The 21,459-nt window shown below is 72.0% G+C and carries 20 protein-coding genes; 9 read left to right on the plus strand and 11 right to left on the minus strand.

The genetic code is table 11. The annotated features are described in order from the left end of the window. Positions 1–103 precede the first annotated feature (103 nt). From ACTOQ1_RS31275 to ACTOQ1_RS31285, 3 genes are read left to right on the plus strand one after another with little or no spacing between them, the layout of a single operon-like run. Positions 104–751 carry a TetR/AcrR family transcriptional regulator gene (locus ACTOQ1_RS31275; RefSeq protein WP_440071559.1) on the plus strand — a complete coding sequence of 216 codons (648 nt, stop codon included), beginning with the start codon at positions 104–106 and terminating at the stop codon, positions 749–751. Next, complete coding sequence (locus ACTOQ1_RS31280; protein ID WP_440071560.1) at positions 748–963, plus strand: ferredoxin; 216 nt, start codon at positions 748–750, stop codon at positions 961–963. The genes ACTOQ1_RS31275 and ACTOQ1_RS31280 overlap by 4 nt, the downstream gene beginning before the upstream one ends. Beyond that, positions 950–2,224 carry a cytochrome P450 gene (locus tag ACTOQ1_RS31285; protein ID WP_440071561.1) on the plus strand — a complete coding sequence of 425 codons (1,275 nt, stop codon included), beginning with the start codon at positions 950–952 and terminating at the stop codon, positions 2,222–2,224. The genes ACTOQ1_RS31280 and ACTOQ1_RS31285 overlap by 14 nt, the downstream gene beginning before the upstream one ends. 114 nt (positions 2,225–2,338) lie before the next feature. Here ACTOQ1_RS31285 and ACTOQ1_RS31290 read toward each other — a convergent pair whose 3' ends face one another. Beyond that, the gene (locus tag ACTOQ1_RS31290) at positions 2,339–3,226 is read right to left on the minus strand and encodes an LLM class F420-dependent oxidoreductase (protein ID WP_440071562.1); all 888 of its coding nucleotides are present in this window, start codon (positions 3,224–3,226) and stop codon (positions 2,339–2,341) included. A gap of 435 nt (positions 3,227–3,661) precedes the next feature. On the opposite strand from ACTOQ1_RS31290, the gene ACTOQ1_RS31295 reads away from it, so the two are divergent. Next, entirely contained in the window at positions 3,662–5,041 is a 1,380-nt protein-coding gene (locus ACTOQ1_RS31295; RefSeq protein WP_440071563.1) for a trypsin-like serine protease, read from the plus strand. A gap of 44 nt (positions 5,042–5,085) precedes the next feature. Here ACTOQ1_RS31295 and ACTOQ1_RS31300 read toward each other — a convergent pair whose 3' ends face one another. The 4 genes from ACTOQ1_RS31300 to ACTOQ1_RS31315 form a co-directional block, all read right to left on the minus strand. Beyond that, complete coding sequence (locus ACTOQ1_RS31300) at positions 5,086–6,402, minus strand: hypothetical protein (RefSeq protein ID WP_440071564.1); 1,317 nt, start codon at positions 6,400–6,402, stop codon at positions 5,086–5,088. 9 nt (positions 6,403–6,411) lie between these two features. Next, positions 6,412–6,798 carry a hypothetical protein gene (locus ACTOQ1_RS31305; RefSeq protein WP_440071565.1) on the minus strand — a complete coding sequence of 129 codons (387 nt, stop codon included), beginning with the start codon at positions 6,796–6,798 and terminating at the stop codon, positions 6,412–6,414. 91 nt (positions 6,799–6,889) lie between these two features. Continuing rightward, positions 6,890–7,756, minus strand: coding sequence for a copper resistance CopC family protein (locus ACTOQ1_RS31310; RefSeq protein ID WP_440071566.1), 867 nt, complete (start codon positions 7,754–7,756; stop codon positions 6,890–6,892). A 338-nt stretch (positions 7,757–8,094) separates the two neighbouring features. Next, a complete protein-coding gene (locus ACTOQ1_RS31315) occupies positions 8,095–8,523 on the minus strand; it encodes a cold-shock protein (RefSeq protein ID WP_440071567.1) in 429 nt (142 codons plus the stop codon). A gap of 222 nt (positions 8,524–8,745) precedes the next feature. Between ACTOQ1_RS31315 and ACTOQ1_RS31320 the strand changes: the two genes are divergently transcribed. Then, positions 8,746–9,717 (plus strand): threo-3-hydroxy-L-aspartate ammonia-lyase, encoded by a 972-nt coding sequence (locus ACTOQ1_RS31320; protein ID WP_440071568.1) that lies wholly within the window; start codon positions 8,746–8,748, stop codon positions 9,715–9,717. 62 nt (positions 9,718–9,779) lie between these two features. Here ACTOQ1_RS31320 and ACTOQ1_RS31325 read toward each other — a convergent pair whose 3' ends face one another. Next, positions 9,780–10,772: a threonine ammonia-lyase gene (locus ACTOQ1_RS31325; protein ID WP_440071569.1), complete on the minus strand. Its 993-nt coding sequence runs from the start codon at positions 10,770–10,772 to the stop codon at positions 9,780–9,782. 315 nt (positions 10,773–11,087) lie between these two features. Continuing rightward, the gene (locus tag ACTOQ1_RS31330) at positions 11,088–12,047 is read right to left on the minus strand and encodes a glucosyl-3-phosphoglycerate synthase (protein WP_440071570.1); all 960 of its coding nucleotides are present in this window, start codon (positions 12,045–12,047) and stop codon (positions 11,088–11,090) included. 131 nt (positions 12,048–12,178) lie between these two features. Here ACTOQ1_RS31330 and ACTOQ1_RS31335 point away from each other — a divergent pair, with 131 nt between their 5' ends. Then, positions 12,179–14,383: a hypothetical protein gene (locus tag ACTOQ1_RS31335; protein ID WP_440071571.1), complete on the plus strand. Its 2,205-nt coding sequence runs from the start codon at positions 12,179–12,181 to the stop codon at positions 14,381–14,383. A 19-nt stretch (positions 14,384–14,402) separates the two neighbouring features. Here the strand turns inward: ACTOQ1_RS31335 and ACTOQ1_RS31340 are convergent, their stop codons facing one another. Then, complete coding sequence (locus tag ACTOQ1_RS31340) at positions 14,403–15,872, minus strand: helix-turn-helix domain-containing protein (protein WP_440071572.1); 1,470 nt, start codon at positions 15,870–15,872, stop codon at positions 14,403–14,405. A gap of 436 nt (positions 15,873–16,308) precedes the next feature. Here ACTOQ1_RS31340 and aceA point away from each other — a divergent pair, with 436 nt between their 5' ends. Beyond that, the gene (gene aceA, locus ACTOQ1_RS31345; RefSeq protein WP_440071573.1) at positions 16,309–17,601 is read left to right on the plus strand and encodes an isocitrate lyase; all 1,293 of its coding nucleotides are present in this window, start codon (positions 16,309–16,311) and stop codon (positions 17,599–17,601) included. A 269-nt stretch (positions 17,602–17,870) separates the two neighbouring features. Here the strand turns inward: aceA and mihF are convergent, their stop codons facing one another. After that, positions 17,871–18,179 carry an integration host factor, actinobacterial type gene (mihF, locus tag ACTOQ1_RS31350; protein WP_440071574.1) on the minus strand — a complete coding sequence of 103 codons (309 nt, stop codon included), beginning with the start codon at positions 18,177–18,179 and terminating at the stop codon, positions 17,871–17,873. Between the two features lie 163 nt (positions 18,180–18,342). Between mihF and ACTOQ1_RS31355 the strand changes: the two genes are divergently transcribed. After that, positions 18,343–18,516: a hypothetical protein gene (locus ACTOQ1_RS31355; protein ID WP_326640877.1), complete on the plus strand. Its 174-nt coding sequence runs from the start codon at positions 18,343–18,345 to the stop codon at positions 18,514–18,516. Positions 18,517–18,894: 378 nt separating this feature from the next. After that, positions 18,895–19,182, plus strand: a complete 288-nt coding sequence (locus tag ACTOQ1_RS31360) for an HU family DNA-binding protein (RefSeq protein WP_344750228.1) — start codon at positions 18,895–18,897, stop codon at positions 19,180–19,182. Positions 19,183–19,698: 516 nt separating this feature from the next. On the opposite strand, the gene ACTOQ1_RS31365 is transcribed toward ACTOQ1_RS31360, so the two are convergent. Next, complete coding sequence (locus ACTOQ1_RS31365) at positions 19,699–20,433, minus strand: DUF7873 family protein (protein WP_440071575.1); 735 nt, start codon at positions 20,431–20,433, stop codon at positions 19,699–19,701. A gap of 135 nt (positions 20,434–20,568) precedes the next feature. Then, positions 20,569–21,384 (minus strand): ABC transporter ATP-binding protein, encoded by an 816-nt coding sequence (locus ACTOQ1_RS31370; RefSeq protein ID WP_440071576.1) that lies wholly within the window; start codon positions 21,382–21,384, stop codon positions 20,569–20,571. Positions 21,385–21,459 lie beyond the last annotated feature (75 nt).

Raw genomic sequence — 21,459 nt, forward strand, 5'->3', positions numbered from 1 at the left:
GACAACTCGCGTGCCGTACTGACATCCGCAAGGGTTCCAGACAAACATCCCGGGGGCTCCTGACGCTGTTGACACATCAAATGAACGTTCTTTTAATTGGCGCATGGGGCGTATCGCGGGCGTCACCGCCACCGAGACGCGGGAGCGGCTGCTGCGCGCGGCGGCCGAGGCCTTCGCCCAGCGCGGCTACGACGGCACGCGCGTGGCCGACATCGCCGCAGCCGCGGGGGTGAGCAACGGCGCCCTGTACGCCCACTTCGACTCGAAGGCCGAGCTGCTGGTGGCCGCGCTGCGCGCGCACGGGCCGCAACTGCTGGCCAAGTTGTTCGCCGCCGACCCGGACCGGCCGATCACGGAGTTGCTGGCCGTCGTCGGACGCGGGCTCCCGCGCCGGCGCGACGCCCACGGCTACCTCATCGTCGAGGCGCTCGTGGCGGCGCGCCGCGACGAGGACGTCGCCCGGCCGATGCGCGACTACGTCGGCGAACGCACCGGCTGGCTCGCCGGGCTCGTCCGTGCCGCCCAGAACGACGGCGAGCTGGACGGCGAGCTGTCGCCGGACGCGCTGTCGCACTTCTGCCTGCTGCTCGCGATGGGCAGCGCGCTCGTCACACCCGACCTGCACCCGGTCGACGACGAGGAGTGGGCCGCGTTGCTCGCCCGCGTCGTCGCCGCCCTGGCCCCCGCCGGCACCACGGCGCAGACCTCGGTCTCCGCCGGCACCACAGCACAGAGAAGAGCGCCACGGTGAAAGTAAAGATCGACTCCGAGCGATGCCAGGGACACGGTCGCTGCTACGACCTCGCCCCCGGCCTGTTCGGCGAGGACGACGAGGGCTACGGGCTGGTCGTCGGCGACGGCGTCGTACCCCCGGGCGAGGAGCAGACGGCGCGCCTGGCCATGGAGAACTGCCCGGAAAGAACGATCGAGATCCTCCAGGAGACGCGACATGACCGTCGATGACCGCTTCGACCAGCAGGAATTCGAGGAGAGACTGCGAGAGCGCCCTGACGGCGTGCGCAACGAGGTCATCACCGGGCCGGTCTCCGACTGGGCGACCGACTTCTCCCACACCGAGCCGGAGTGGGCGGCCGACCCGTACCCGATCCAGGACGACCTGCGGCAGCGCTGCCCGATCGCGCACACCGACCGGTTCGGCGGCGCGTGGCTGCCGACCCGCTACGAGGACGTCGCGGCCATCGCCTACGACACCGAGCGCTTCTCCTCCCGGTCGGTCGTCATGAGCAACTTCCGGCCGCCGCGCGAGGTGGCGCCGGTGGGCGGCACGCCGCCGATCTCCTCCGACCCGCCCTTCCACCACGACGCGCGCAAGCTGCTGCTGCCGATGTTCACCAAGACGGTGGTCGCCAGGCAGGAGCCGGCGACGCGGGCGTTCTGCCACTCGCTCCTCGACGCGCTGGAGGGGCAGGACGTCATCGACGCCGCCCGTGACTACGCCCAGCACATCCCGATGCGCGTCATCGCCGACCTGCTGGGCTTCCCGCCCGAGGACGGGCCGCGGTTCCGCGAGTTCGTCGAGAACGCGCTGGAGGGCATCAACCTGCCTCCGGAAGAGCGCATCCCCCGGATGGAGAAGCTGTTCAACTACCTGCTGGCGCAGATCCGCGACCACGTCGACAACCCGAGGGACGACCTCACGACCTATCTCGTCAACGCGGAGCTGTACGGCAGGAAGCTGGAGTCGCTCCACGTGGCGGGCACGATGGCGCTGCTGCTCATCGCCGGCATCGACACGACGTGGAGCGCGATCGGCGCCTCGCTGTGGCACCTGGCCAAGACACCGGCCGACCGCGAGCGCCTGGTCGCCGAGCCCGCCCTGCTGCCGACCGCGATGGAGGAGTTCCTGCGGGCCTACGCACCGGTCACGATGGCGCGGCTGGTCAAGGAGGACATGCACTGGCGCGGCGTCGACATGAAGGCCGACGACTGGGTCCTGCTGTCGTTCCCCGCGGCCAACCGCGACCGGGCCCAGTTCGACCGGGCGGACGAGGTCGTCATCGACCGCGAGGTCAACCGGCACGCCGCGTTCGGCCTGGGCATCCACCGCTGCGTGGGCTCGCACCTGGCCCGCATGGAACTGCGGGTCGCCCTCGAGGTCTGGCTGGAGCGGATCCCGGCCTTCGGCCTCGACGACCCGGCGGCGGTGACCTGGGCGACGGGTCAGGTCCGCGGGCCGCGCACGCTCCCGCTCCGCATCGGCTGACCGGGCCCGGGGCGGACCTCGCCCCGACCGGCCCCGGGCGTGGGAGGCCCGCGGCACGGGCGGCCGGCGTCTTGGCCGGCCTGGCAGGCGCGGACCGTGGAGCGGGTCCACGGCTCAGCCGTCCAGCGGGAGTGTTTCTGCCAGGCGGCGCCACGCGTCGCGCGGCAGGTCGTGGAAGGGGTCGTCGGTCACGACCTGGATGGCGAGGTGGTCGGCTCCCGCGGCCAGGAAGTCCGCGACCCTCCCGGCGACGGCGTCGGCGTCCCCGAGCGCGAACACCGCGTTCACCAGCCGGTCGCTACCGCCGTCGCGGAAGTCGTCCTCCTCGAAACCCAGCCGGAGCAGGTTGTTGGTGTAGTTGGGCAGCTTCAGGTAGAAGCGGAGATAGCCGCGCGCGGTGGCGCGGGCGCTTTCGAGGTCGGGATCGAGGACGACCTTCAGCTCGGGGGCGAGCAGGGCGTGCTCTCCCAGGATCTCGCGGGCCCGGGCGGTGTGCTCGACGGTGACGAGATACGGGTGCGCGCCCGCGGCCCTGTCGCGGGCCAGCTCCAGCATCCTGGGGCCGAGAGCGGCCAGAACACGCCCCTGCGCGGGCACCGGATCGGCGGCGGAGTCCAGCGCGTCCAGATACTCCCGCATCGCGGAGTACGGGCGCGCGTACCGCTCGGTGAAGCCCTCGTGGCTCACACCGAGCCCCAGGACGAAGCGCCCGGGATACTCTCGCTCGAGAGCGGCCCGCCGGGCGGCGACCTCGGCGGTCTCGTACTCCCAGATGCTGAGGATGCCGGTGGCCACGGTGATGCGCGGGGCCGCATCGAGGAGCGGTACGGCGTGGTCGACGGCCGGGCTCCCGCCGAGCCAGAGGGTGCCGTACCCCAGCGCGTCCAGCTCGGCCACCGCGTCGTCGAACGCGCCCCTGTCGGCCGGGCCGTCGCCGCGCGACGCGTTGCTCCAGGCCCCGCTCCAGATGCCGAACCTGCCCAACCGGCTGTCTCGCGGCATGACGACCTCCCTGACCATAGGTGAACATGTCTACTGCCCTCGGTTCTGCTCGCGGGAGCGAGGCGCGGCCACCGGTCCTCCCGCCTGCCCCTTCATCTCCACCATGTCCCGTGGTCAAACCGAGCGTTCGCGCACGCTCCCGGGCGATGCCCGGTACTCGCCCCGATGCGAAGAAGTTCGCGAACGCCGCCGGCAACCGGTGAAGTGCCCGATCGGAGCCGGCCGCCGCGGGCGCGGGGAGCACGGTCGCCGGCCGTGACCCGGACGTACCGGTCCGCCGGCCGGGATCATCCGTCCCGCGTGGCGCCCGGCCTTACCGGCCGGAACCGGCGACGGCTGGATTAGGGTGGCGGTGCCCCTGTCGCGCGACCGGTCCGCGACGCGGAATGACCTCCCCCCTCACGCTTCGAAAGCCGAGGTCGAGGAGAGACTCACATGTCCCGCAGCCACATCGCCGCCACGGGGTGCGTCCTGGCGATCACCGCGCTCACCCTGACCGCCCTTCCGGCCCTCGTCGCGCACCGGGCGGCGGGCGCCGCCCCTGTCCCTGCGCGTGCTCTGAGACCTTCTCCCGCCGTCACCACGCCCCGGGCCTCGGGCCCCGCACTCACCCCGGCCCCCACCCCGACGGCCTTCGCCCCGACGGTCCTCACCCCGGTGGCCCCGCCTCAGACGGCGGCGAGCCCTCCCCGCGCGATCAACCTGCCGCCGGGCGTCATCGAGGCGCTCCAGCGCGACCTCGGTCTCACCAGGAGGCAGGCCGAGACCCGGCTGCTCAACGAGATCCGGCTGGCACCGGTCGAGGCTCGGCTGCGCGAGGAGCTCGGCGGCCGTTTCGGCGGCTCCTGGTTCACGGGAACCCTGGCGCAGACCCTCGTGGTCGCCACCACCAGCGCCGCCGACATTCCGAGGATCGTCTCCGCGGGCGCCAGGGCCGAGGTCGTCCGCGCGTCGCTGGCGACGCTCACGGCGGTCAAGCGGAGACTCGACGAGGCCCTGCCCGCCCACCCGATCGGAGGAAGCGTCCGGTACGTCGACGTGCGGAGCAACAAGGTCGTCATCCTGTCCAGGCACACCTCGGCGACCCGGGACATCCTCAGGTCCATCGGGGTGGACACGGACCTGGTGGTCGTGCTGTTCTCCCGGGAGGACCCGCGTCCCCTGCACCTCGCGGAGCGTCCCCCGTACGGCCTCAAGGGGGGCGACGCCTACTACGTCGGGGAGAACCGCTGCTCCGTCGGCTTCCCGGTGACCCGCGGGACCCGGAGAGGGTTCGTCACCGCCGGTCACTGCGGCAGGAAGGGCGACCTCACCACCGGCTTCAACCGGATCGCCCAGGGCACCTTCCAGGACTCGACCTTCCCGGTCAGCGACTTCGCGTGGGTCGCGGTGAACGACCGCTGGGCGCCCACGGCGGAGGTGAGCAGCGGTGGCGCGGGAGCCGCCGTGCCCGTCGCCGGCGCCACGGCGGCCATCGAAGGCGCCTCGGTCTGCCGGTCGGGCTCGACGACCGGATGGCACTGCGGCCTCGTCCTGCAACGCGACGTCAGTGCCGTGTACCCCACGGGGAAACTCTTCGAGATGACCCGTACCAGCGTCTGCTCGGAGAACGGCGACTCCGGCGGCGCCCTCGTCTCGATCGACCAGGCCCAGGGGGTCACCTCCGGCGGTTCGGGCGGCTGCGCCACGGACGGCACGGGTGGCGTCACCTACTTCCAGCCGATCCGCGAGATCCTCAGGACCTACCGGCTGACCCTGATGACCGCCGCCCCCACCCCGACCCCGGCCCCCGCCCCCGCCGGGCGGGTCCGCTAGCCAGGCGGGTCCGGTCGGCCGGGCCGGTCCGGTGGCAGGGCCGGTCAGCCCGCGAAGAGGAGAAGCAGGCCCACCACCGTGTAGACCACCATCAGGACGAGGAGCGGGATCTGCCCGATGACGGCGGTCCGCCGCGGGAACAGGGCCAGCGCGCGGTCGTGGGCGAGCACGGTGCCGAGCACGTGACCGACGACGATGACCGTCACCTGGAGCATGGCGATCCCGGCGGGGGAGGTACCCGCCGCCTGCACGGTCCACCCCGCGGTGCCCAGCCAGTCGGCGCCGGTGACCAGCGGGTCGGAGAGCAGGGCGAGGGTCCGCTGGCCTTCGAGGAGGAGAAGCGTGTAGTAGTGGGCGACCACGTACCCGACGGCGATCGGGACCACCGCGTGGGCGAGCTCGCCCGCCGTCGTACCCGGCTCCGCCGCGCCCCACCGGCCGGCCAGCGAGGTCGCGCCGCGGTACGCCGCGAGCACCAGGCCGATGACGGTGAGCAGGCCCACCGTCCCCATGACCGGAGCCGGCACCGAACTCTCCTGCACGAAGCGCACCCAGACCGGGGCGTTGGAGAGACTGTCGTACATGGTGGAGCCGAGGAGCACCACCACCAGCACCGTCAGCCCCGGCACCGGCCGGAGCCCGGCCATGCCGTCCAGCGAGTTGCGCCAGGTCACGACGCCGTCGGGACCTCTCACCACCGGGGCGAGCCGGCCGACGAGGGTGCTGTAGACCTCGAACGCGTCCGCGTGGTCGAACCAGCGCGACCCGAAGAGCACCGCTCCCCCGAGCATGAACACGACGTACACGGCGAGCCAGGCCCCGATGACGGGCAGGGTGGCCCGCTCGGGGGCGACGAGTTCCAGCCAGACGAAGGCGAGGAGACCACCGGCGGCGGGCCAGTAGCCCAGCCCGCCCGGCAGCGGGCGCAGCCCGGTGGCGGGGTCGCGTCCGAGCCCCCGGCAGGCCAGCAGGTGCAGCGTCCGCAGCGGGTTGAGGACCGGCCACACCGGCCCGAACAGCAGCGAGAGCGGCACCAGGCCGACCCAGAACAGGACGTAGAACACCCCCGCCGTGGGGTTCTCGACCCGGTCCGGGCCGAAGAGCAGGCCCACGCAGAAGTACGCCGCGGCGACGAGCCCGGCGGCACGCCAGAACCACGGCCACGCCCGCGCGGACACCACCCCCTGGACAACGGAGGCCAGCGGGCGGGGACGGCGCAGGTCACCGCCCAGCCGCGGCTCGGTCCACAGGGCGCCCAGTGCCACGAACGACACCAGCAGGGCGAGGATCGCGCCGGTCAGCGCCGCCGAGAACGGGATCGGCAGGTCCTGGCGACCGCCGATGCCGTGAGCCAGGAACATCACGCCGGCCTAGCGCACCACGAGCTGGAAGAGCTGCAGCTTCGAGTCGTGGGTCTCGACCTCGAACAGCCCGTCCCGGTCGGCGACGAACTCGATCGTCGCGGGGACGCCCGGCTGCAGGTCCGCCGCCTTGTCGTAGCCGTGGACGTGCGCCTCGTCGGCCGCGTCGCCGGTCACCGTGATCCGTACCGTCTGGCCCTTGGCCACGTCGATCCGTCCGGGCGGGGGCGTCACCTGCCGTCCGGCGATGGTCACCGCGATCTCCTTGACCGTCGAGGCGCCGGGGGCCGCGCTGGGCGAGCCGCAGGCCGTGGCCATCGGCAGGGCGATCAGCAGGGCCACGCCGAGCATGAGCGCGGCGAGCAGCGGGCGGCGGCGGGCAAGGGGTGACGTCATGGCTGTTCTCCTGGGGGGTGGGGGTGTCAGGCCGGCGCGGAGGCGGCGAGCCGGCACGGTGGCGGGGACGGCGGTGCCGAGAACGGGCCGGTCAGCGTCGCTTGGCGCTCTTGACCGCCTTGGCGCCCTTGGCGGCCTCGGCGCTCTTGGCCGCCTTGGCGCTCTTGGCCGCCTTGCGCGACGCGGTCGCGGGCCGGCCAGGAGGCGTTCGCGCGGGCGGCCCGGTGGGACGCCGCCGGACCTCCGCGCCGCGGGGCGACGGCCGCCGCGCCGCCCGGACCACCATGAACCCCACTCCGACGACGAGGACGGCGGGCAGCAGCCACACCGACAGGTCGAAGCCCGAGGCGGCCTGGGGCGCGTTCGAAGCCGCCGCCTGCGGCGTGGTCTGAGGGGTGGCGGGGGCGGCCGCTCCGGCCGACGGCGCGGCGGCGCTGGGTTGCGCCGGGTTGAGCAGAGCGGGGTCGGGCTCGTTCGTGGGGGCCTTCCAGCCCTTGGGCGGTTCCGACATCTTGCCCTTGTAGGTGAACTTGACCTCTCCGGTGACCTTCTCGCCGTCCGAGGCGACCGACATGTAACGGGCGACGTACAGGCCCTGCTCCGGCCAGTACGCGACCGGGACCATCGCCGGGAACCCGGTGTGGTAGAGGTTCGGCTGCCAGGTGCCGTCCACGAGGTTGTACTCGGTGACCGGCTCGTCGAGGCGCTTGGGCTGCCCGTGCGACCACGGCTCGTCGACGCGGGCACCGCTGGGGGTGGTGACGGTGAAGTACGCGTTCGGGGCGGGCTTCTCGGTGAAGTAGAGCGCGAGCGACTCCATCGGCTCGGTCACCGTGCTGTCCTTGGCCGGCGTCGACATCGCGAGCTGGCCGTGCGCGGACGCGGGCGTCGCGAGGGCGGTCAGCGCGACGCCGGCCACGACGGCCAGCACGAGCAGCTGGCCCAACCAGCGCGCCATCGCCACCTCTGCTCTCCACCGGGAAGGCCCACTGGCCCTGGAAACCGCGGGCGATTCCGACCGCTCAAGGTCAATTCCCGTCGAGAGTAGCCGCTTTTGTCCCATATGAACAGAACTTGGGTGCGCATCCAACCAAAGAGCGTCAGGGACTGTGAGCCACGCCGTCCCGCACCCGTTCCGCGACGCGCGGCGGCTTCGAGTGGGACCGCGCCGTCACTCCGAACCAGTCGCGCCGGTACGCCGACGGGCACGTCGCCGGAGCCACCATCGATAGCGGCGGGCAGAACCCGGATCGCGCCCACCGCGATCCGGGCCCCCGGGGGACGCGCCGGCCGGCCTCAGTCGTCGACCCAGCCGTGGGACCGGGCGAACGCCAGGAAACGATGCCTGACCTGCCCGATCTGCGCGCCCGTCAGCGTGGGCGCGTACTCGATGAGCAGCTCGGTCACCGCACCGCTGAAGGACTTCGCCGACAACACGTCGCACACACCGTCGTCGTCACCGAGCTGCTGCGGGGCGGCGGCGACCGGGGACGCCGCCGCGACCGGCCGCCGGACCGGCGGCGGGTCCAAAAGGGTGACGGTCGAGACCTTCAGGCCGCGCTCGCCCTCCATGACCTCGTACTCCACCCGCAGACCGGGCTGGACGGCGTGCCTGCTCTCACCGAAGTCATTGGCGTGGAAGAACACATCCTCGCCCCCGCCGACGGCGGCGATGAAACCGTACCCGCGCACCTCATCGAAACGAAGAATCGTACCGACTGCCACAACAACACCACCTGCACAGAGAATCGCACCGCTTCGCTGTCACTTTCCGGAACTGTCCGGACAGTGAGTCCGCCTGCCTGTCACACCGGACGACCCGATGCTAGACCGGACGGCGCGCCATGTCCGAGCCGATTCCATGACACCGCCCGGTACACCGGCTGTCCGGCGGGGATGGCAGGCTTCGATTCCGTAGCCGTGCCGACCGAGAAGAAGAGGTAGCCGATGTCCCCGTCACCGGCGTCACCGACCTATGACGACGTCCTGAGCGCCGCCGCCCACATCGCGCCGCAGGCCCACCGCACCCCCGTGCTGCGCTCGCGCCGCATCAACGAGAGCGTCGGCGCCGACGTGGTGTTCAAGTGCGAGAACTTCCAGCGGATGGGCGCCTTCAAGTTCCGCGGCGCGTTCAACGCGCTGTCGCGGTTCACCCCCGAGCAGCGACGCTCGGGGGTGGTCACCTACTCCTCGGGCAACCACGCCCAGGCGATCGCCCTCGCCGCCCGGCTGCTCGGCATCCCGGCCACGATCGTCATGCCGCACGACGCGCCGGCCTCGAAGGTGTCCGCCACCGAGGGGTACGGCGGGCAGGTCGTCCGCTACGACCGCTACACCGAGGACCGCGAGGAGATCGGCCGCGCGCTGGCCGCCGACCGCGGCCTCACGCTGATACCGCCGTACGACCACCCCCACGTGATCGCCGGTCAGGGCACCGCCGCCAAGGAGCTGTTCGACGAGGTCGGCGACCTCGACGCGCTCTTCGTCCCCCTGGGCGGGGGCGGCCTGCTCTCCGGTACGGCGCTGTCGGCCCGGGCACTGTCGCCCGGCTGCGCGCTGTACGGTGTCGAGCCGGAAGCGGGCGACGACGGGCGGCGGTCGCTGCGCGAGGGCTCCATCGTCCACATCGACACGCCGAAGACCATCGCCGACGGCGCGCAGACCCAGCACCTCGGTGCCTATCCCTTCGAGATCATCCGCCGGGAGGTCGACGACATCGTCACCGCCACCGACGCCGAACTCGTCGACGCCCTGAGGCTCTTCGGATCCGTCATGAAGATCGTCGTCGAGCCCACCGGCTGCCTCGGCCTGGCCGCCGTCCGCAACCTCGCCGCCGAGCTGCGCGGCAAGCGGGTCGGCGTGATCGTCAGCGGGGGCAACGTCGACCTGGAGCGCTACGCGTCACTGCTGGCCTCCTGACCGCCGCGCTCCAGGCCTGAAGCGCCGGCGTGGAGCACCGGCCCGGGGCACCTGTCCCACGGTCATGATTCGTGGGCGGGAGCCGCGCCGATCCAGCGGTGATAGGCGTTCATGTCGACGTTGCTGCCGCACACGATGGTGACCACGTGGCGGCCGGCGAAGCGGTCACGGTCTTCGAGGACGGCCGCGACGCCGAGCGCGGCCGACGGTTCGACGACGAGGCCGGCGTGGTCGAGGAGCATCCGCATCCCGGCGATGATCGACGCCTCCTGGACCAGGACGGCGTCGTCGGCGACCAGGAGGAGGTCGTCCAGGACGGCCGGGATGGGTCGCCGACCGGCGACGCCGTCGGCGATGGTGTCGGTCGAGTCGGTGGTGACGACGCGCCGCCGCCGCCACGAGTGGGTCATCGCCGGCGCGCCCAGCGGCTGGACGCAGATCACCTCGACGCCGGGCGCCAGGGCCTTGATCACATGACCGACACCGGTGGCCATCGCCCCGCCGCCGAGAGCGATGAGGACGGCGTCGAACGACGGCACGGCGTCGTCCCGGGTGTCCGCCAGCTCCAGGCCGATGGTCGCCGCGCCCTCGCAGGTCTCGATGTCCAGGCTGTCCTCGACCAGCCGGATGCCGTCGTGCCGCGCGATGGCCGCCGCCCGGTCGCGAGCCATGTCGAAGTCGCCGTCTACCAGCTCCAGCCTGGCGCCCAGCGCGCGGATGCGATCGAGCTTGGCCGCCGGCGCGTGCCGGGACGCCACGACGATGACGTCGAGCCCCCGGCCGCGACCGGACCAGGCCAGGGCTTGGCCCAGGTTGCCCGCGCTGGCGCACACCACGGCTCGCGAACCCTCGCCGGCGAGGAGGCTCGCGACCAGCTCGGTGCCGCGGGCCTTGAAGCTGCGGACCGGGTTCGCGGTTTCGAGCTTGATGCTCACCGTGCACCCGAGGCCGGGCTCCAGCGCCTCGCAGCGATACAGCGGTGTGTCGAGAAAGATCGGGTCGATGATCCGGCGAGCCGCCTGGATCCGAGCGATGTCGAGGCGCGTTTCCTGCACAATGGGGCAGCGTAGCCTGATGGTTTCGGGCCGAGCAATCGATCTTCAGCGTGGGCCCGCCGGCGATGTCCGGCTCACCGTCCGCCGTGTTCACCGTGTTCACCGTGTTCACCGTGACCACCGTGCGCGTGCTCATCTGCGCTGCGCGGCGCCGACGCCACGATCCGCGCGATGCGGCCCGGCGCCGAAGGAAGATCAAACCGGCTTGGGGCCCGTGACGCGATTCTCACCGCCACGCCATGTTCTCGCCGTTCTCGCCGTTCTCGCCGCCGGGATCGCGGCCGTGCGGCGTGGTCACCCGGCCGTACGGCGCGGTCAGCGGACGGGGCGATCGGCGCGGTAGGCCGGGATCGTGACCATCGGGGGGCGTTCGGCGACGGCGACGTCCCGGACGCTCACCTGGTGGCCGTCCGCGCCCCGGCGGAACTGGGCGAGGCGGGGAGAGGGCCGGTGCAGGGAGACCATCATGTTCTGGCGTTCCAGGCGTGACCACGAGGTCTGCAGGATCTGGGCGGCCATCCCGCCGAGCGCCTCCGTCGACTGGTGGGAGTGCACCCGGCGGCCCAGGTCGACCTGGGCCAGGGCGTCGAGACCGGCGAGGTCGAGCAGGTCGATCAGCAGGGCGAGTTCCACCCCGTAGCCGGTGACGAACGGGACGCTCTCCAGCACGGATCTGCGCCCGGCGTACTCTCCCGCGAGGGGTTGCACGAACCCGGCCAGCCGCGGCCAGTGCAGGTTGAGCAGGGGGCGCGCGACCAGCTCGGTGACCCGCCCGCCGCCGCTCTGCACGTTGCGCAGGGGCCGGTCGTAGCAGCCTTTGACGTAGACCACCGCCGGGTCGGCGAGCAGCGGGCCGAGCAGCCCGGTCACGAAGGACGTGCGGAACTCGCGCAGGTCGGCGTCGACGAAGACCAGCAGGTCGCCGCAGGTCGCGGCGAGGGATTTCCAGAGCGCCTCACCCTTGCCGTCCAGCGGTTTGAGATCGGGCAGGACCTCGTCCTGGGCGATCACCGTCGCCCCGGCCCGCGCGGCGCGCGCGGCGGTGTCGTCGACGGAGCGGGAGTCGATGACCACGAGCTCGTCGACGAGCGGCACGGCCTCCATGAGATCGCGGCGGATCGCGGCGACGATCTCCCCGACCGTCTCCTCCTCGTCGCGGGCGGGCAGCACGACGCTGATCGTCGTCTCCCCCTTGGCCCTCAGCAGCTCCGGCAGCGCCCAGTCGGCCGAGGATGAGGTGCGCCCGCGTAGCCACGCCTCGACCTCAGGCAGCACGACCCGTCCTTTCCATCACCTCGGTGGTTAGGGGTATCACCCTATGTGGCGCCGATTCCGCACACCTACCGGCTCCCGTCCCCATCGCGCAGGTGGGAAGATCAGTCCAGTCCGGAACGAGGGGGGACGGCATGAACCCGGTAGCCGTGATGCGGGCGGCGCGCGGCGTCCGCGACGAGCTCGACAGCTTGATGGGCGGCGCCTCCGGCGAGCTTCGCGACCGGCTGGATCCGCTGCTCGCCGAGGCGGGCAGCCGGCCTCCCGGGCAGCTGGCCGACGCCGTCATCATGCTCATCGCCGAGTACGGCCCCGCCTGGGAGCGGCTCACCACGCTGCTGAGCCTGGACCGGGGCATCACCGCCGAGCAGGTGCTTCCCCTGCTCTCCCAGGGAGCGGGCGCCGGGCCCGGCTCGCACGGGGGCGGCGGGAGCAGCCTCAGCCCTCCGTCGCCGGGCGGCGCGGGTCCCACGCCGCCCTCGTGGGGCGCGGCGCCGCCGGCCGGTACCGACCCCTCCGGCCGGGATCCGGCCGACGCTCCGCAGACCGCCGCCTACACCCCGGAGTGGACGCTCCCCGGCGCGGAGGGGCAGGGGCATCCGGCGCCGGGTCCCGGGCGGGCACCGCGGGACCGGGGCGGGGACCCGCACGACACCGAGCGCGACAACGGGTACGGCGACATGCCGTCCACCGGCGCCATGAGCGCCGACTGGCTGCGCCCCGACCAGCTGTCGGACCCCGCGCCCCCCGCGTCCCCTCAGTCCCCGCCGTTCCCGTCGTCCTCGCCGTCGCCGTGGTTGTCGCAGGGACCGTCGTCGCAGGAACCGTCGTTCCCTCAGCCGCCGCCGTCGCAGGAGCCGTCGTTCCAGGAGCCGTCGCCGTCCCGGGAACCACAGGCCCCCCAGGGCTCACCGTCGCCGGCCCCGCCGGCACCGGCCGAACCGCCCGCCGTGGCACCGGCTCCCACCGAAGCGCGGGGGCCCTCGGTCCTCGACCGGCTGACCGGCGCCTTCCGCAGGCGGCGCAAGGAGACGCCCGCCGTGGCGCCGGGGTCCGAGTGGAAGGGGATCCCGCTGATCGAGTCCCCCGCCGAGGCGGTCGCGGGCTGGGGTGCCGAGGTGGCGATCGGCGTCGCCCCCGGCCAGGGGCAGGACGGCACCGCGAGACCGCGCGAGCCGCTCGACCTGGACATCCAGATCGTCGCCGAGGGCTTCGACGCGCCCGGCGGGTGGCGGGTGCGGCTGCGCGCCGACGAGACGGCACCCTACCCGCGCGCCGCGGTCAACCTGATCGCCCTCGCCCAGGAGGAGCCGGAGTTCTCCCGGCAGATCCAGGCGACCTACGCGGTACGCGGCCAGGTGATCGGGTTCGGCCTGCGCGCGATCACGGTCCACGGCTCGCCCGGCAGCCTGAGCGGGCACGAGGCGCTGGAGCCGGTCTCGGGTACCCGCATCCGCCCGGCCCTGATGGGCGAGCCCGCGGACGTCACCGCGATCATCGTGCACGGCGACAGGCCGGGACGGCTGTGGTGGACCTACCAGTCGCCGCACTTCGTCACCCCCGACCGGGCCGAGCTGTGCGACCTCGGCACGCGGGCCTCGGAGTTCGGCGGGCGGCTGACCGGGCGGGGCCGTCTCTCCGAGGAGCTGGGGCGGGAGGTCGGCTCGCGCGTGCCGTGGGGTTTCTGGGAGTTGCTGAACGCGGTGGCCGGCCGGGTGGCGCCGCGCCGCCCGAGCGTGCTGATCCTCTCCCAGGAGCCGCACGTCCCCTGGGAGCTGGCCGTGCTGGAGCATCCCTACGATCCCTCGCTCCCCGGTTACCTGAACTGCCAGACGGTGACCGGCCGCTGGCCCCTCGGCGGGCGGCGCCCCGAGCTGCCCCCTCCCTCGGACGCGCGCGCCGCCGACCGCGTCGCGGTGGTGTACGGCGAGGAGCGGGCGCATCCGCTGGTGACGGAGTACGGCGCCACGCAGGTCTCCCCCGCGCTCGGCGACGTCCTGGGCGTGCTCGGCCAGGGTCCCGAGGTCGTCCACTTCACCGACGGCGGGGCCGCGTCCGAGGTGCTGGGTCACGATCTGGCCGGGAGCCCGTTCGTCTTCCTGGAGGAGCCGGGGGACGCCCGGGCGTTCCTGCTCGCGGGCGCGAGCGGGGTCGTCGCCCCGCTCTGGTCCACCGGTGGCGGGCCGGCGCCGGAGTTCTACCGGCGCTGCTTCGCCGGTGAGCCGCCGGCCGAGGTGCTGCGGTCCATGCGCGGGCAGGCCCCCGACAGCGCGGGCGCCTACCAGTTCCACGGCCACCCGTCCCTGACGCTGCGCCGGACGGCCCCGCCCGCCGAGTGAGGCCCGGGGGACCGCGCGTTCAGCCCGCGGCGTGGCGCTCCAGGAAGGTGTAGACGTCGGCCTCGTCGACCCCGGGGAAGGACCCGGGCGGCAGCGCGGCCAGGATGTGGGAGTTGCCGCGGGCCGAGGGCCAGGCGTACCCCTCCCAGCGCTGGGTCAGCTCGGCGGGCGGGCGGCGGCAGCAGTCGCCGGTGGGGCAGCCGGACTTGGTGCGGGTGGTGACCTCCCGGCCGCGGAACCAGCGCGACTCCCGGTAGGGGACGCCCAGGGTGATGGCGAAGTCGCGCTCACGCGAGATGTCGACGTGGGCGAGGCAGAAGTAGGTGCCGGTGGGCGAGTCGGAGTACTGGTAGTGGACGGAGAAGCGGTCGGGTGACAGGAAGACCTGGCGCCCCGACCACTGCAGGCACATGCGCTGGCCCTCGATCGCGCCCTGCTCGTCGGCGGGGAAGACGATGCCGTCGTTCTCGTACGCCTTGTAGATGATCCCGTCGGCGTTGTTGCGGACGAAGTGGCAGACCAGGTCCAAAAAATGGGTGGCCAGGTTGGTGAAGCGGTGCGCGGCCATCTCGTAGGAGACGGCGAACACGTCGCGCAGGTCCTCCACGCTCAGCGCGCGGTCCTTCTTGGCCTCCCGCAGGTACGGCACGGCGGCGGCCTCGGGCACCAGGACGGCGGCGGCGAAGTAGTTGGCCTCGGTCCGCTGGCGCAGGAAGTCGGCGAAGTCGCGGGGCCGGTGGTGGCCGAGGGAGAGGTGGCCGAGGGTCTGCAGCAGGATCGTGCGCGGGGTGTGCATGCCGACCTGCTCGTGCTTGACGTAGATGCGCCGGTTGCGCAGGTCGGAGATGGAGCGCACGGTGCGCGGCAGGTCCTGGACCGTCTGGACGGTGTAGCCGAAGTGGCCGACCAGCGCCTGGACCGTGCTCTGCGACAGCGCGCCCGAGCGGTAGCCGACCGCGGCGAGCGCCTCGGCGGCGGCCTGCTCGATCTCGGCGAAGTAGTTGCCCTGCTCACGCTGCTTGCGGCGCAGCTCGGCGTTGGCGGCGCGGGCCTCCTCGGGGGTGGCGGTCCCCCTGGCCTGACGTGAGCGCAGCTCACCGTAGAGGCCGAGGATGTGTTCGAGCACGTCGTTGGGGACGCGCGCGGAGAGTTTCAGCCTGGCCAGGCCGAGCCCGGCGTACAGGGGGTCGCGCTGCGCCTCCTCCAAGGCCATCTCCAGCTGGGCCCGCCGGTTGGGGGCCTGCCTGCGCAGCAGTTCCTCGATCGGCACGTTGAGCGCGGCGGCCAGGGACTTCAGCAGCGACAGCTTCGGCTCGCGCTTGCCGTTCTCCAGCAGGGAGAGCTGGCTGGGCGCGCGGTTCACGCGTTCGCCCAGGTCGGAAAGGGTGAGGCCGCGCTGCTTGCGCAGGTGTCTCAACCGCTGGCCGAACGCGATGAGATCGAGCTCCTGCGTCAAGGAAAGCGGTTCTTCACCCACCAAAGATGCCATGACCCGATGCTAAACGAAATTTCCGAGGAAATTTCATCTCCCCGCGGGCCGTTCGGGCGGATGTCGCCGCACCCGCCCCCGAGCGCCCGCCGCACTCGCCCCCGAGCGTCCGTCGCGCCCGCCGCCGGAGCCCGCCGGGCGCGCCCGCGCGGGGGGTACCGATCCACCGGTGGCGATCACCGCGCCGGCCCGCCGCGGACCTCCGCCACCCCGGAAACCGGTGCCTACCTCGGTGCCGGCCCGCGAACACCTGATCCCGGCACAAGAATTGGTCTAGTCCATAGAGAAAACTATTAACTTCTTCCCCTCCAAATACCGGTGAGTATTGATCTCAGGAGAATAATCTCCATTCTTTCGTCCGAGTCGACCTTGTTTGACCGTTTCGTCGAGGCACACACTCGAACTAGGCACCCAGGGGACGAAAAGGAGTCGCATCATGAATGATCGCCTCAAGGGAGCCGCAGACGAGCTGCGGCGCGAGTGGGAGACCAACCCCCGCTGGAAGGGGACGACGCGGACCTACACGGCCGAGGACGTGGTCCGGCTCCGGGGCTCCGTCCAGGAGGAGCACACCCTCGCCCGGCTCGGCGCCGAGCGGCTGTGGGACCTGCTCAACACCGAGGACTACGTGCACGCCCTGGGCGCGCTGACCGGCAACCAGGCCGTGCAGCAGGTCAAGGCCGGGCTCAAGGCCATCTACCTGTCCGGCTGGCAGGTCGCCGCCGACGCCAACCTCGGCGGCCAGACCTACCCCGACCAGAGCCTCTACCCGGCCAACTCGGTCCCGGCCGTCGTGCGGCGCATCAACAACGCGCTGCTGCGCGCCGACCAGATCACCTGGTCGGAGGGCGACCGGGACGCGCCGCACTGGCTGGCGCCGATCGTGGCCGACGCCGAGGCCGGCTTCGGCGGCGTGCTGAACGCCTTCGAGCTGATGAAGGGCATGATCGCCGCGGGCGCCGCCGGGGTGCACTGGGAGGACCAGCTCGCCTCGGAGAAGAAGTGCGGCCACCTGGGCGGCAAGGTGCTCATCCCCACCGGCCAGCACATCAAGACCCTCAGCGCCGCCCGCCTCGCCGCGGACGTGCTGGGCGTGCCGACCCTGGTCATCGCGCGGACCGACGCCCAGGCCGCGACCCTGCTGACCACCGACGTCGACCCCCGCGACCAGGCGTTCACCACCGGCGACCGTACCGCGGAGGGCTTCTACCGGGTCCGCAACGGCGTGGACGCCTGCATCGCCCGCGGCCTGGCCTACGCGCCCCACTCCGACCTGCTCTGGATGGAGACCTCCACCCCGGACCTGGACGTGGCCCGCGAGTTCGCCGAGGCCGTCAAGGCCGAGTACCCCGACCAGATGCTGTCCTACAACTGCTCGCCCTCGTTCAACTGGAAGAAGCACCTGGACGACTCCACCATCGCCAAGTTCCAGCGCGAGCTCGGCCACATGGGCTACAAGTTCCAGTTCATCACGCTGGCGGGCTTCCACTCACTGAACCACTCGATGTTCGACCTCGCCCGCGGCTACGCCGAGGACGGCATGACCTCCTACGTCGAGCTCCAGGAGGCCGAGTTCGCCTCCGAGGCGCGCGGCTACACCGCCACCCGCCACCAGCGCGAGGTCGGCACCGGATACTTCGACCTGGTCAGCACGGCCATCGCGCCGGACTCCTCCACCACGGCCCTGAAGGGCTCGACGGAGGAGCAGCAGTTCGCAGAGGCTCACTGACTCTCCGGACCGGGCTCGACCGGACGCTCCCAGGGCATGGGACGGTTCCCCCCGGACGAGCCCGACGACCAGGTCGACAGGCCCCGCCGCGCGGGTCTCCCCCGAGTCCGTACGGCGGGGCCTCCCCGTTCCCCCGGCCCCTCCGTGCCTCGCGCTCCGCGCACCGGCCACGGCGGCCCCTCCCGCACCGTTCCCCGCGGGTCCCCCACGGCCCGCGTCCCCGGGAGCCTCTCCCCCGGGGACGCGGGCGGCGGACGGCGGGCGGCATCTCAGCGGCCGACGGCCTCGATGAGCTTGCGGCGCTGCTGGGTACCGAGGCCTCCCAGACGGCGCGCCTCGTCCACGTCGGCCTGCGCCATCAGCTGCGCGGCCTTGACGGTCCCGACTCCGGGCAGGGCCCGCAGAGCCTGCGAGACCTTGATGCGCCTGGCGATGTCGTCCTCACGGCCAAGCAGTTGCTCCAGGCTGAGCGCGCCGGTCTTGACCTCGGCGAGAAGCTTGGCGCGAGCTGTACGGGTCTCGGCGGCCTTGACCAGGGCGGCCTGACGCTGTTCGGGGGTGAGCTTGGGCAAAGCCATGGTGTTTTCTCCCTGATGACGGTAATTCCAGCGTCCTGCTACCCAAAGCCACCAGGTTAATCATCAGAGGGCATACATATAGATCCACAGCCTCCACGCCGTGTATCACGATATGCCCGTTTGGTTACCCCGCCCTTACCCGGTTCTCCGTAGCCTCGGGCTCATGGGTATCTGGCGAAGCCCCCAGGGCATCGAGGTTGAGGCGATCGTGGTCCACGACGGCCCCTGTCTGCTGGTCACCCGCCGGATCGACGGGCGGCGGGTCCTGGTGGCGTACTGCATGAGCATCCGCGAGGTCGGAGAGCACGTCGACCTGGCGGAACTGGTCCCCGCCTAGCGAGCCCCCACGTATGCGAACGATCAACAGTCGATCATGTCCGAGTCTTGTTCGGTACGTGTGTCAACTTCCGCGACCCCTGGGGCGTCGAGTAGTCAGGGAGGCTCGATGGATGTTCTGATCGGCCTCGTTGACGAAGACCTCCTTCTGGAGCTCATCCTCGTCGAGGCACTGCACACGGAGGCGGAACGGCTGGCCGCCCAGCCCGACCGCTGAACGAGGCCGGGTGCCCGCCGCCCGAAAACGGCGGGCACCCGCGCGGCGAGCGCAAGACGGCCGGCCACGCGGGGGACCCGGTCACCGCGAAGACGTCACACCCGCGCGGCGAGTGGAGAACGGGGCTCGATTCACCGGGTGGTGATGGCGTTAACTGTTCCCATGAACAAGCGCGAGCTGATCGAGAAGGCCGCCGCCGAGGCCGGGCTCACCCGGAGGCAGACGGCCGCGGCTCTCGACGCGATCCTGGGGACGATCCAGACGGCCGTGGCGGCCGAGGACAAGGTGGCGATTCCCGGGTTCGGATCCTTCGAGATGGTGCACAGGCCCGCGCGGAGCGGGCGCAACCCGCAGACCGGGGAACCGCTGGAGATCGCGGAGACCTGGACGGCGAGGTTCAAGCCCAGCCCGGGGTTCATGGGCCTGATCCGCCAGCGCAAGAAGGACTGACCACCTCGGGCCCGCGTCACCGTCCACGGGCTCCCCGCGCCGTCTCCGGCCCGCTCCGCGCCGTCCACGGCGTCCCCGTCCAGGACGGGACGGATCGGAGGACCGCGGCGGGAGAGCGGCGGCGGGAAGGCGACGGCCCCCGGGGAAGTATCCATTCCCCGAGGGCCTGGAGTGCCGCCATATCGCGGCACCGGCACGTTTAAGGATCCGGGTCACTCATGATGAGGTCGCACTCTGCCGTTAAGTTATAGACGCACGTGGAGCGTCCAGCGGGACTCGAACCCGCACTCGACCATCGTCGCCCGTATCCGTTCGATCCGGCGCCCGGCGGCGAATGCTGAATCTGGAGCGAGAGCCTGAGCTTGAGCGGCTGCCTCTACCGGTTGGGCCACCCCGGCAGGTGGTGCCGGGGGAGGGATTCGAACCCCCGCTGTGGCCGCGTGTCAGTCTGACGGTCTCAGTTTCAGCTTTCGCGCTTTCGCGCATCCCCGTGCTCCGACGGGGAGTCCTGTGATCTTACCCGAGCAGGTAGCCCATCACCTTCTCACCGACGCGCTGGTAGGTGATCTCGGTGCCGTTGGCCTCCTCCCGGGCGAACTTCACCGCGTTCTGGAGCCTGCCGACCCGCTCCAGGAGCTCGTTGACCCGCTTCTGCGGCACGGCCCCGGAGAAGGTGACCTTGGTCCAGAAGCCGACGACGATGTCCTCGTGGTAGACCTCGACCTGGGCGGGGTGCTTGTCGGTGGCCTCCGCCTTGACGTGGTTACGGGGCACCTTCTTGGTCCGGGTCGTCTTGACCGGCTCGGTCCGCCAGCAGTCGGTCGACTGGTCCAGCGTCCAGGCCTCGGCGGCGTCCAGGACGGGCAGCTTGGCGATGAAGGTGTGCAGGTCGACCAGTTGCTTCTCCAGGAACAGAAGATAGGTGACGGGCACGTCCTCCAGGAGGGTGGAACCGTCGACCTTCACGTCGGCCCGCGCCGAGCAGTTGGCCCAGTCCTTGGTGGCGGTGACGTCGAACAGCCGGGTGAGCGCGGCGCCGACCTGCTTGAGCAGGTCCTCGCCCTGCACCTGGACCCGGGTCGACTCCGGGGGCAGCCGCTCGCCCTCGTCGTCGATGGGCTGGTAGGTCCGCGAGATGCCCGACAGCAGGGCGTTCTTCTGGATCGTGTGGTAAGCGTCGGTCACCTTGCGCTGGGTGTCGGACTTGACGCCCTTCTCCACGGCGAGGATCTGGTTCAGCTTGGTCGCCATGCGTGACACCGTACCGGGAAGATCACCCGCATAACACCGCTTTTTCCGCGGATCGCCCCGCGTTCCGGTCACTCCCTCGCCGACATGGCCCGCCCGGCCTCACGGCCGGCCGGCGCCCCGCCCGCCGCGAGACCTTCAGCCGCGCACCGCGCGGGCGGACCAGCGGCCGTCGAGGTGGTCGACGCGCAGCGGACGCCCGAAGCACTCCGACAGGTTCTCCGCGGTCAGGATCTCCGCCACCGGCCCGCCCGCCTGGACGCGGGCGTCGCGCATCAGCAGGGCGTGGGTCGTGGTGGCCGGGACCTCTTCCAGGTGATGGGTGACGGTGACCGTGGTCAGCGCCGGGCGGGTCGCCGCCAGGTCCTCCACCGCGGTGATCAGGTCCTCGCGGGCGGGCAGGTCGAGACCGGCGAACGGCTCGTCCAGCAGCAGGATCACCGGATCGGCCATCAGCGCCCTGGCGACGCGGACACGGGCCCGCTCACCCTGGGAGCAGACGCGGAAAAGCCGGTCGGCGAGGTCCTTGCAGCCCATGTCGGCCAGCAGGTGGTGGGCGCGCTCGTGCTCGGCGGGGCCGTAGCGGTCCCAGAGCGGGGCGCTGGTCCCGGTGTGGCCGGTCAGGACGACGGTGTGCGCGGTGGCGCCCTCCTCCTCCAGCAGTTCCTCGTCGACGAGCCGCTGGCTGGCCGCGACGAGGCCGATGTGGCGGCGCAGCTCCCGCAGGTCGACCCGGCCCAGCCGCTGGCCGAGCACGGTGACGGCCCCCTCGGTGGGATGACGTACGGCGGCGGCCAGCGAGAGCAGCGTCGTCTTCCCGGCCCCGTTGGGGCCGAGGACCACCCAGTGCTCCCCGTATCCGACCCGCCAGCCGATGCCGTCCAGCAGGGTACGGCCGACCACCCGGACCCCGACGCCGCTCAGTTCCACCGCACCGGCCACAGGCCCGCCCATCGGTATCCCCCTCCGCCTCGACTCGCGGCGCTCACTTTAACCGATGCACCGATATCTCCCTGTAAATCGTCCGAA

Origin of the sequence: Streptosporangium sp. OZ121 (assembly GCF_051918885.1) — a bacterium.
In the GTDB taxonomy this organism is placed as follows: domain Bacteria; phylum Actinomycetota; class Actinomycetes; order Streptosporangiales; family Streptosporangiaceae; genus Streptosporangium.

Excerpts from the sequence above, each read along its gene's own strand:
- ACTOQ1_RS31275 (WP_440071559.1), top strand. The coding sequence starts at position 104 with ATGGGGCGTATCGCGGGCGTCACCGCCACCGAGACGCGGGAGCGGCTG.
- ACTOQ1_RS31285 (WP_440071561.1), top strand. The coding sequence starts at position 950 with ATGACCGTCGATGACCGCTTCGACCAGCAGGAATTCGAGGAGAGACTG.
- ACTOQ1_RS31290 (WP_440071562.1), bottom strand. The coding sequence starts at position 3,226 with ATGCCGCGAGACAGCCGGTTGGGCAGGTTCGGCATCTGGAGCGGGGCC.
- ACTOQ1_RS31295 (WP_440071563.1), top strand. The coding sequence starts at position 3,662 with ATGTCCCGCAGCCACATCGCCGCCACGGGGTGCGTCCTGGCGATCACC.
- ACTOQ1_RS31300 (WP_440071564.1), bottom strand. The coding sequence starts at position 6,402 with ATGTTCCTGGCTCACGGCATCGGCGGTCGCCAGGACCTGCCGATCCCG.
- ACTOQ1_RS31305 (WP_440071565.1), bottom strand. The coding sequence starts at position 6,798 with ATGACGTCACCCCTTGCCCGCCGCCGCCCGCTGCTCGCCGCGCTCATG.
- ACTOQ1_RS31310 (WP_440071566.1), bottom strand. The coding sequence starts at position 7,756 with ATGGCGCGCTGGTTGGGCCAGCTGCTCGTGCTGGCCGTCGTGGCCGGC.
- ACTOQ1_RS31320 (WP_440071568.1), top strand. The coding sequence starts at position 8,746 with ATGTCCCCGTCACCGGCGTCACCGACCTATGACGACGTCCTGAGCGCC.
- ACTOQ1_RS31335 (WP_440071571.1), top strand. The coding sequence starts at position 12,179 with ATGAACCCGGTAGCCGTGATGCGGGCGGCGCGCGGCGTCCGCGACGAG.
- ACTOQ1_RS31340 (WP_440071572.1), bottom strand. The coding sequence starts at position 15,872 with ATGGCATCTTTGGTGGGTGAAGAACCGCTTTCCTTGACGCAGGAGCTC.
- aceA (WP_440071573.1), top strand. The coding sequence starts at position 16,309 with ATGAATGATCGCCTCAAGGGAGCCGCAGACGAGCTGCGGCGCGAGTGG.
- mihF (WP_440071574.1), bottom strand. The coding sequence starts at position 18,179 with ATGGCTTTGCCCAAGCTCACCCCCGAACAGCGTCAGGCCGCCCTGGTC.
- ACTOQ1_RS31355 (WP_326640877.1), top strand. The coding sequence starts at position 18,343 with ATGGGTATCTGGCGAAGCCCCCAGGGCATCGAGGTTGAGGCGATCGTG.
- ACTOQ1_RS31360 (WP_344750228.1), top strand. The coding sequence starts at position 18,895 with ATGAACAAGCGCGAGCTGATCGAGAAGGCCGCCGCCGAGGCCGGGCTC.
- ACTOQ1_RS31365 (WP_440071575.1), bottom strand. The coding sequence starts at position 20,433 with ATGGCGACCAAGCTGAACCAGATCCTCGCCGTGGAGAAGGGCGTCAAG.
- ACTOQ1_RS31370 (WP_440071576.1), bottom strand. The coding sequence starts at position 21,384 with ATGGGCGGGCCTGTGGCCGGTGCGGTGGAACTGAGCGGCGTCGGGGTC.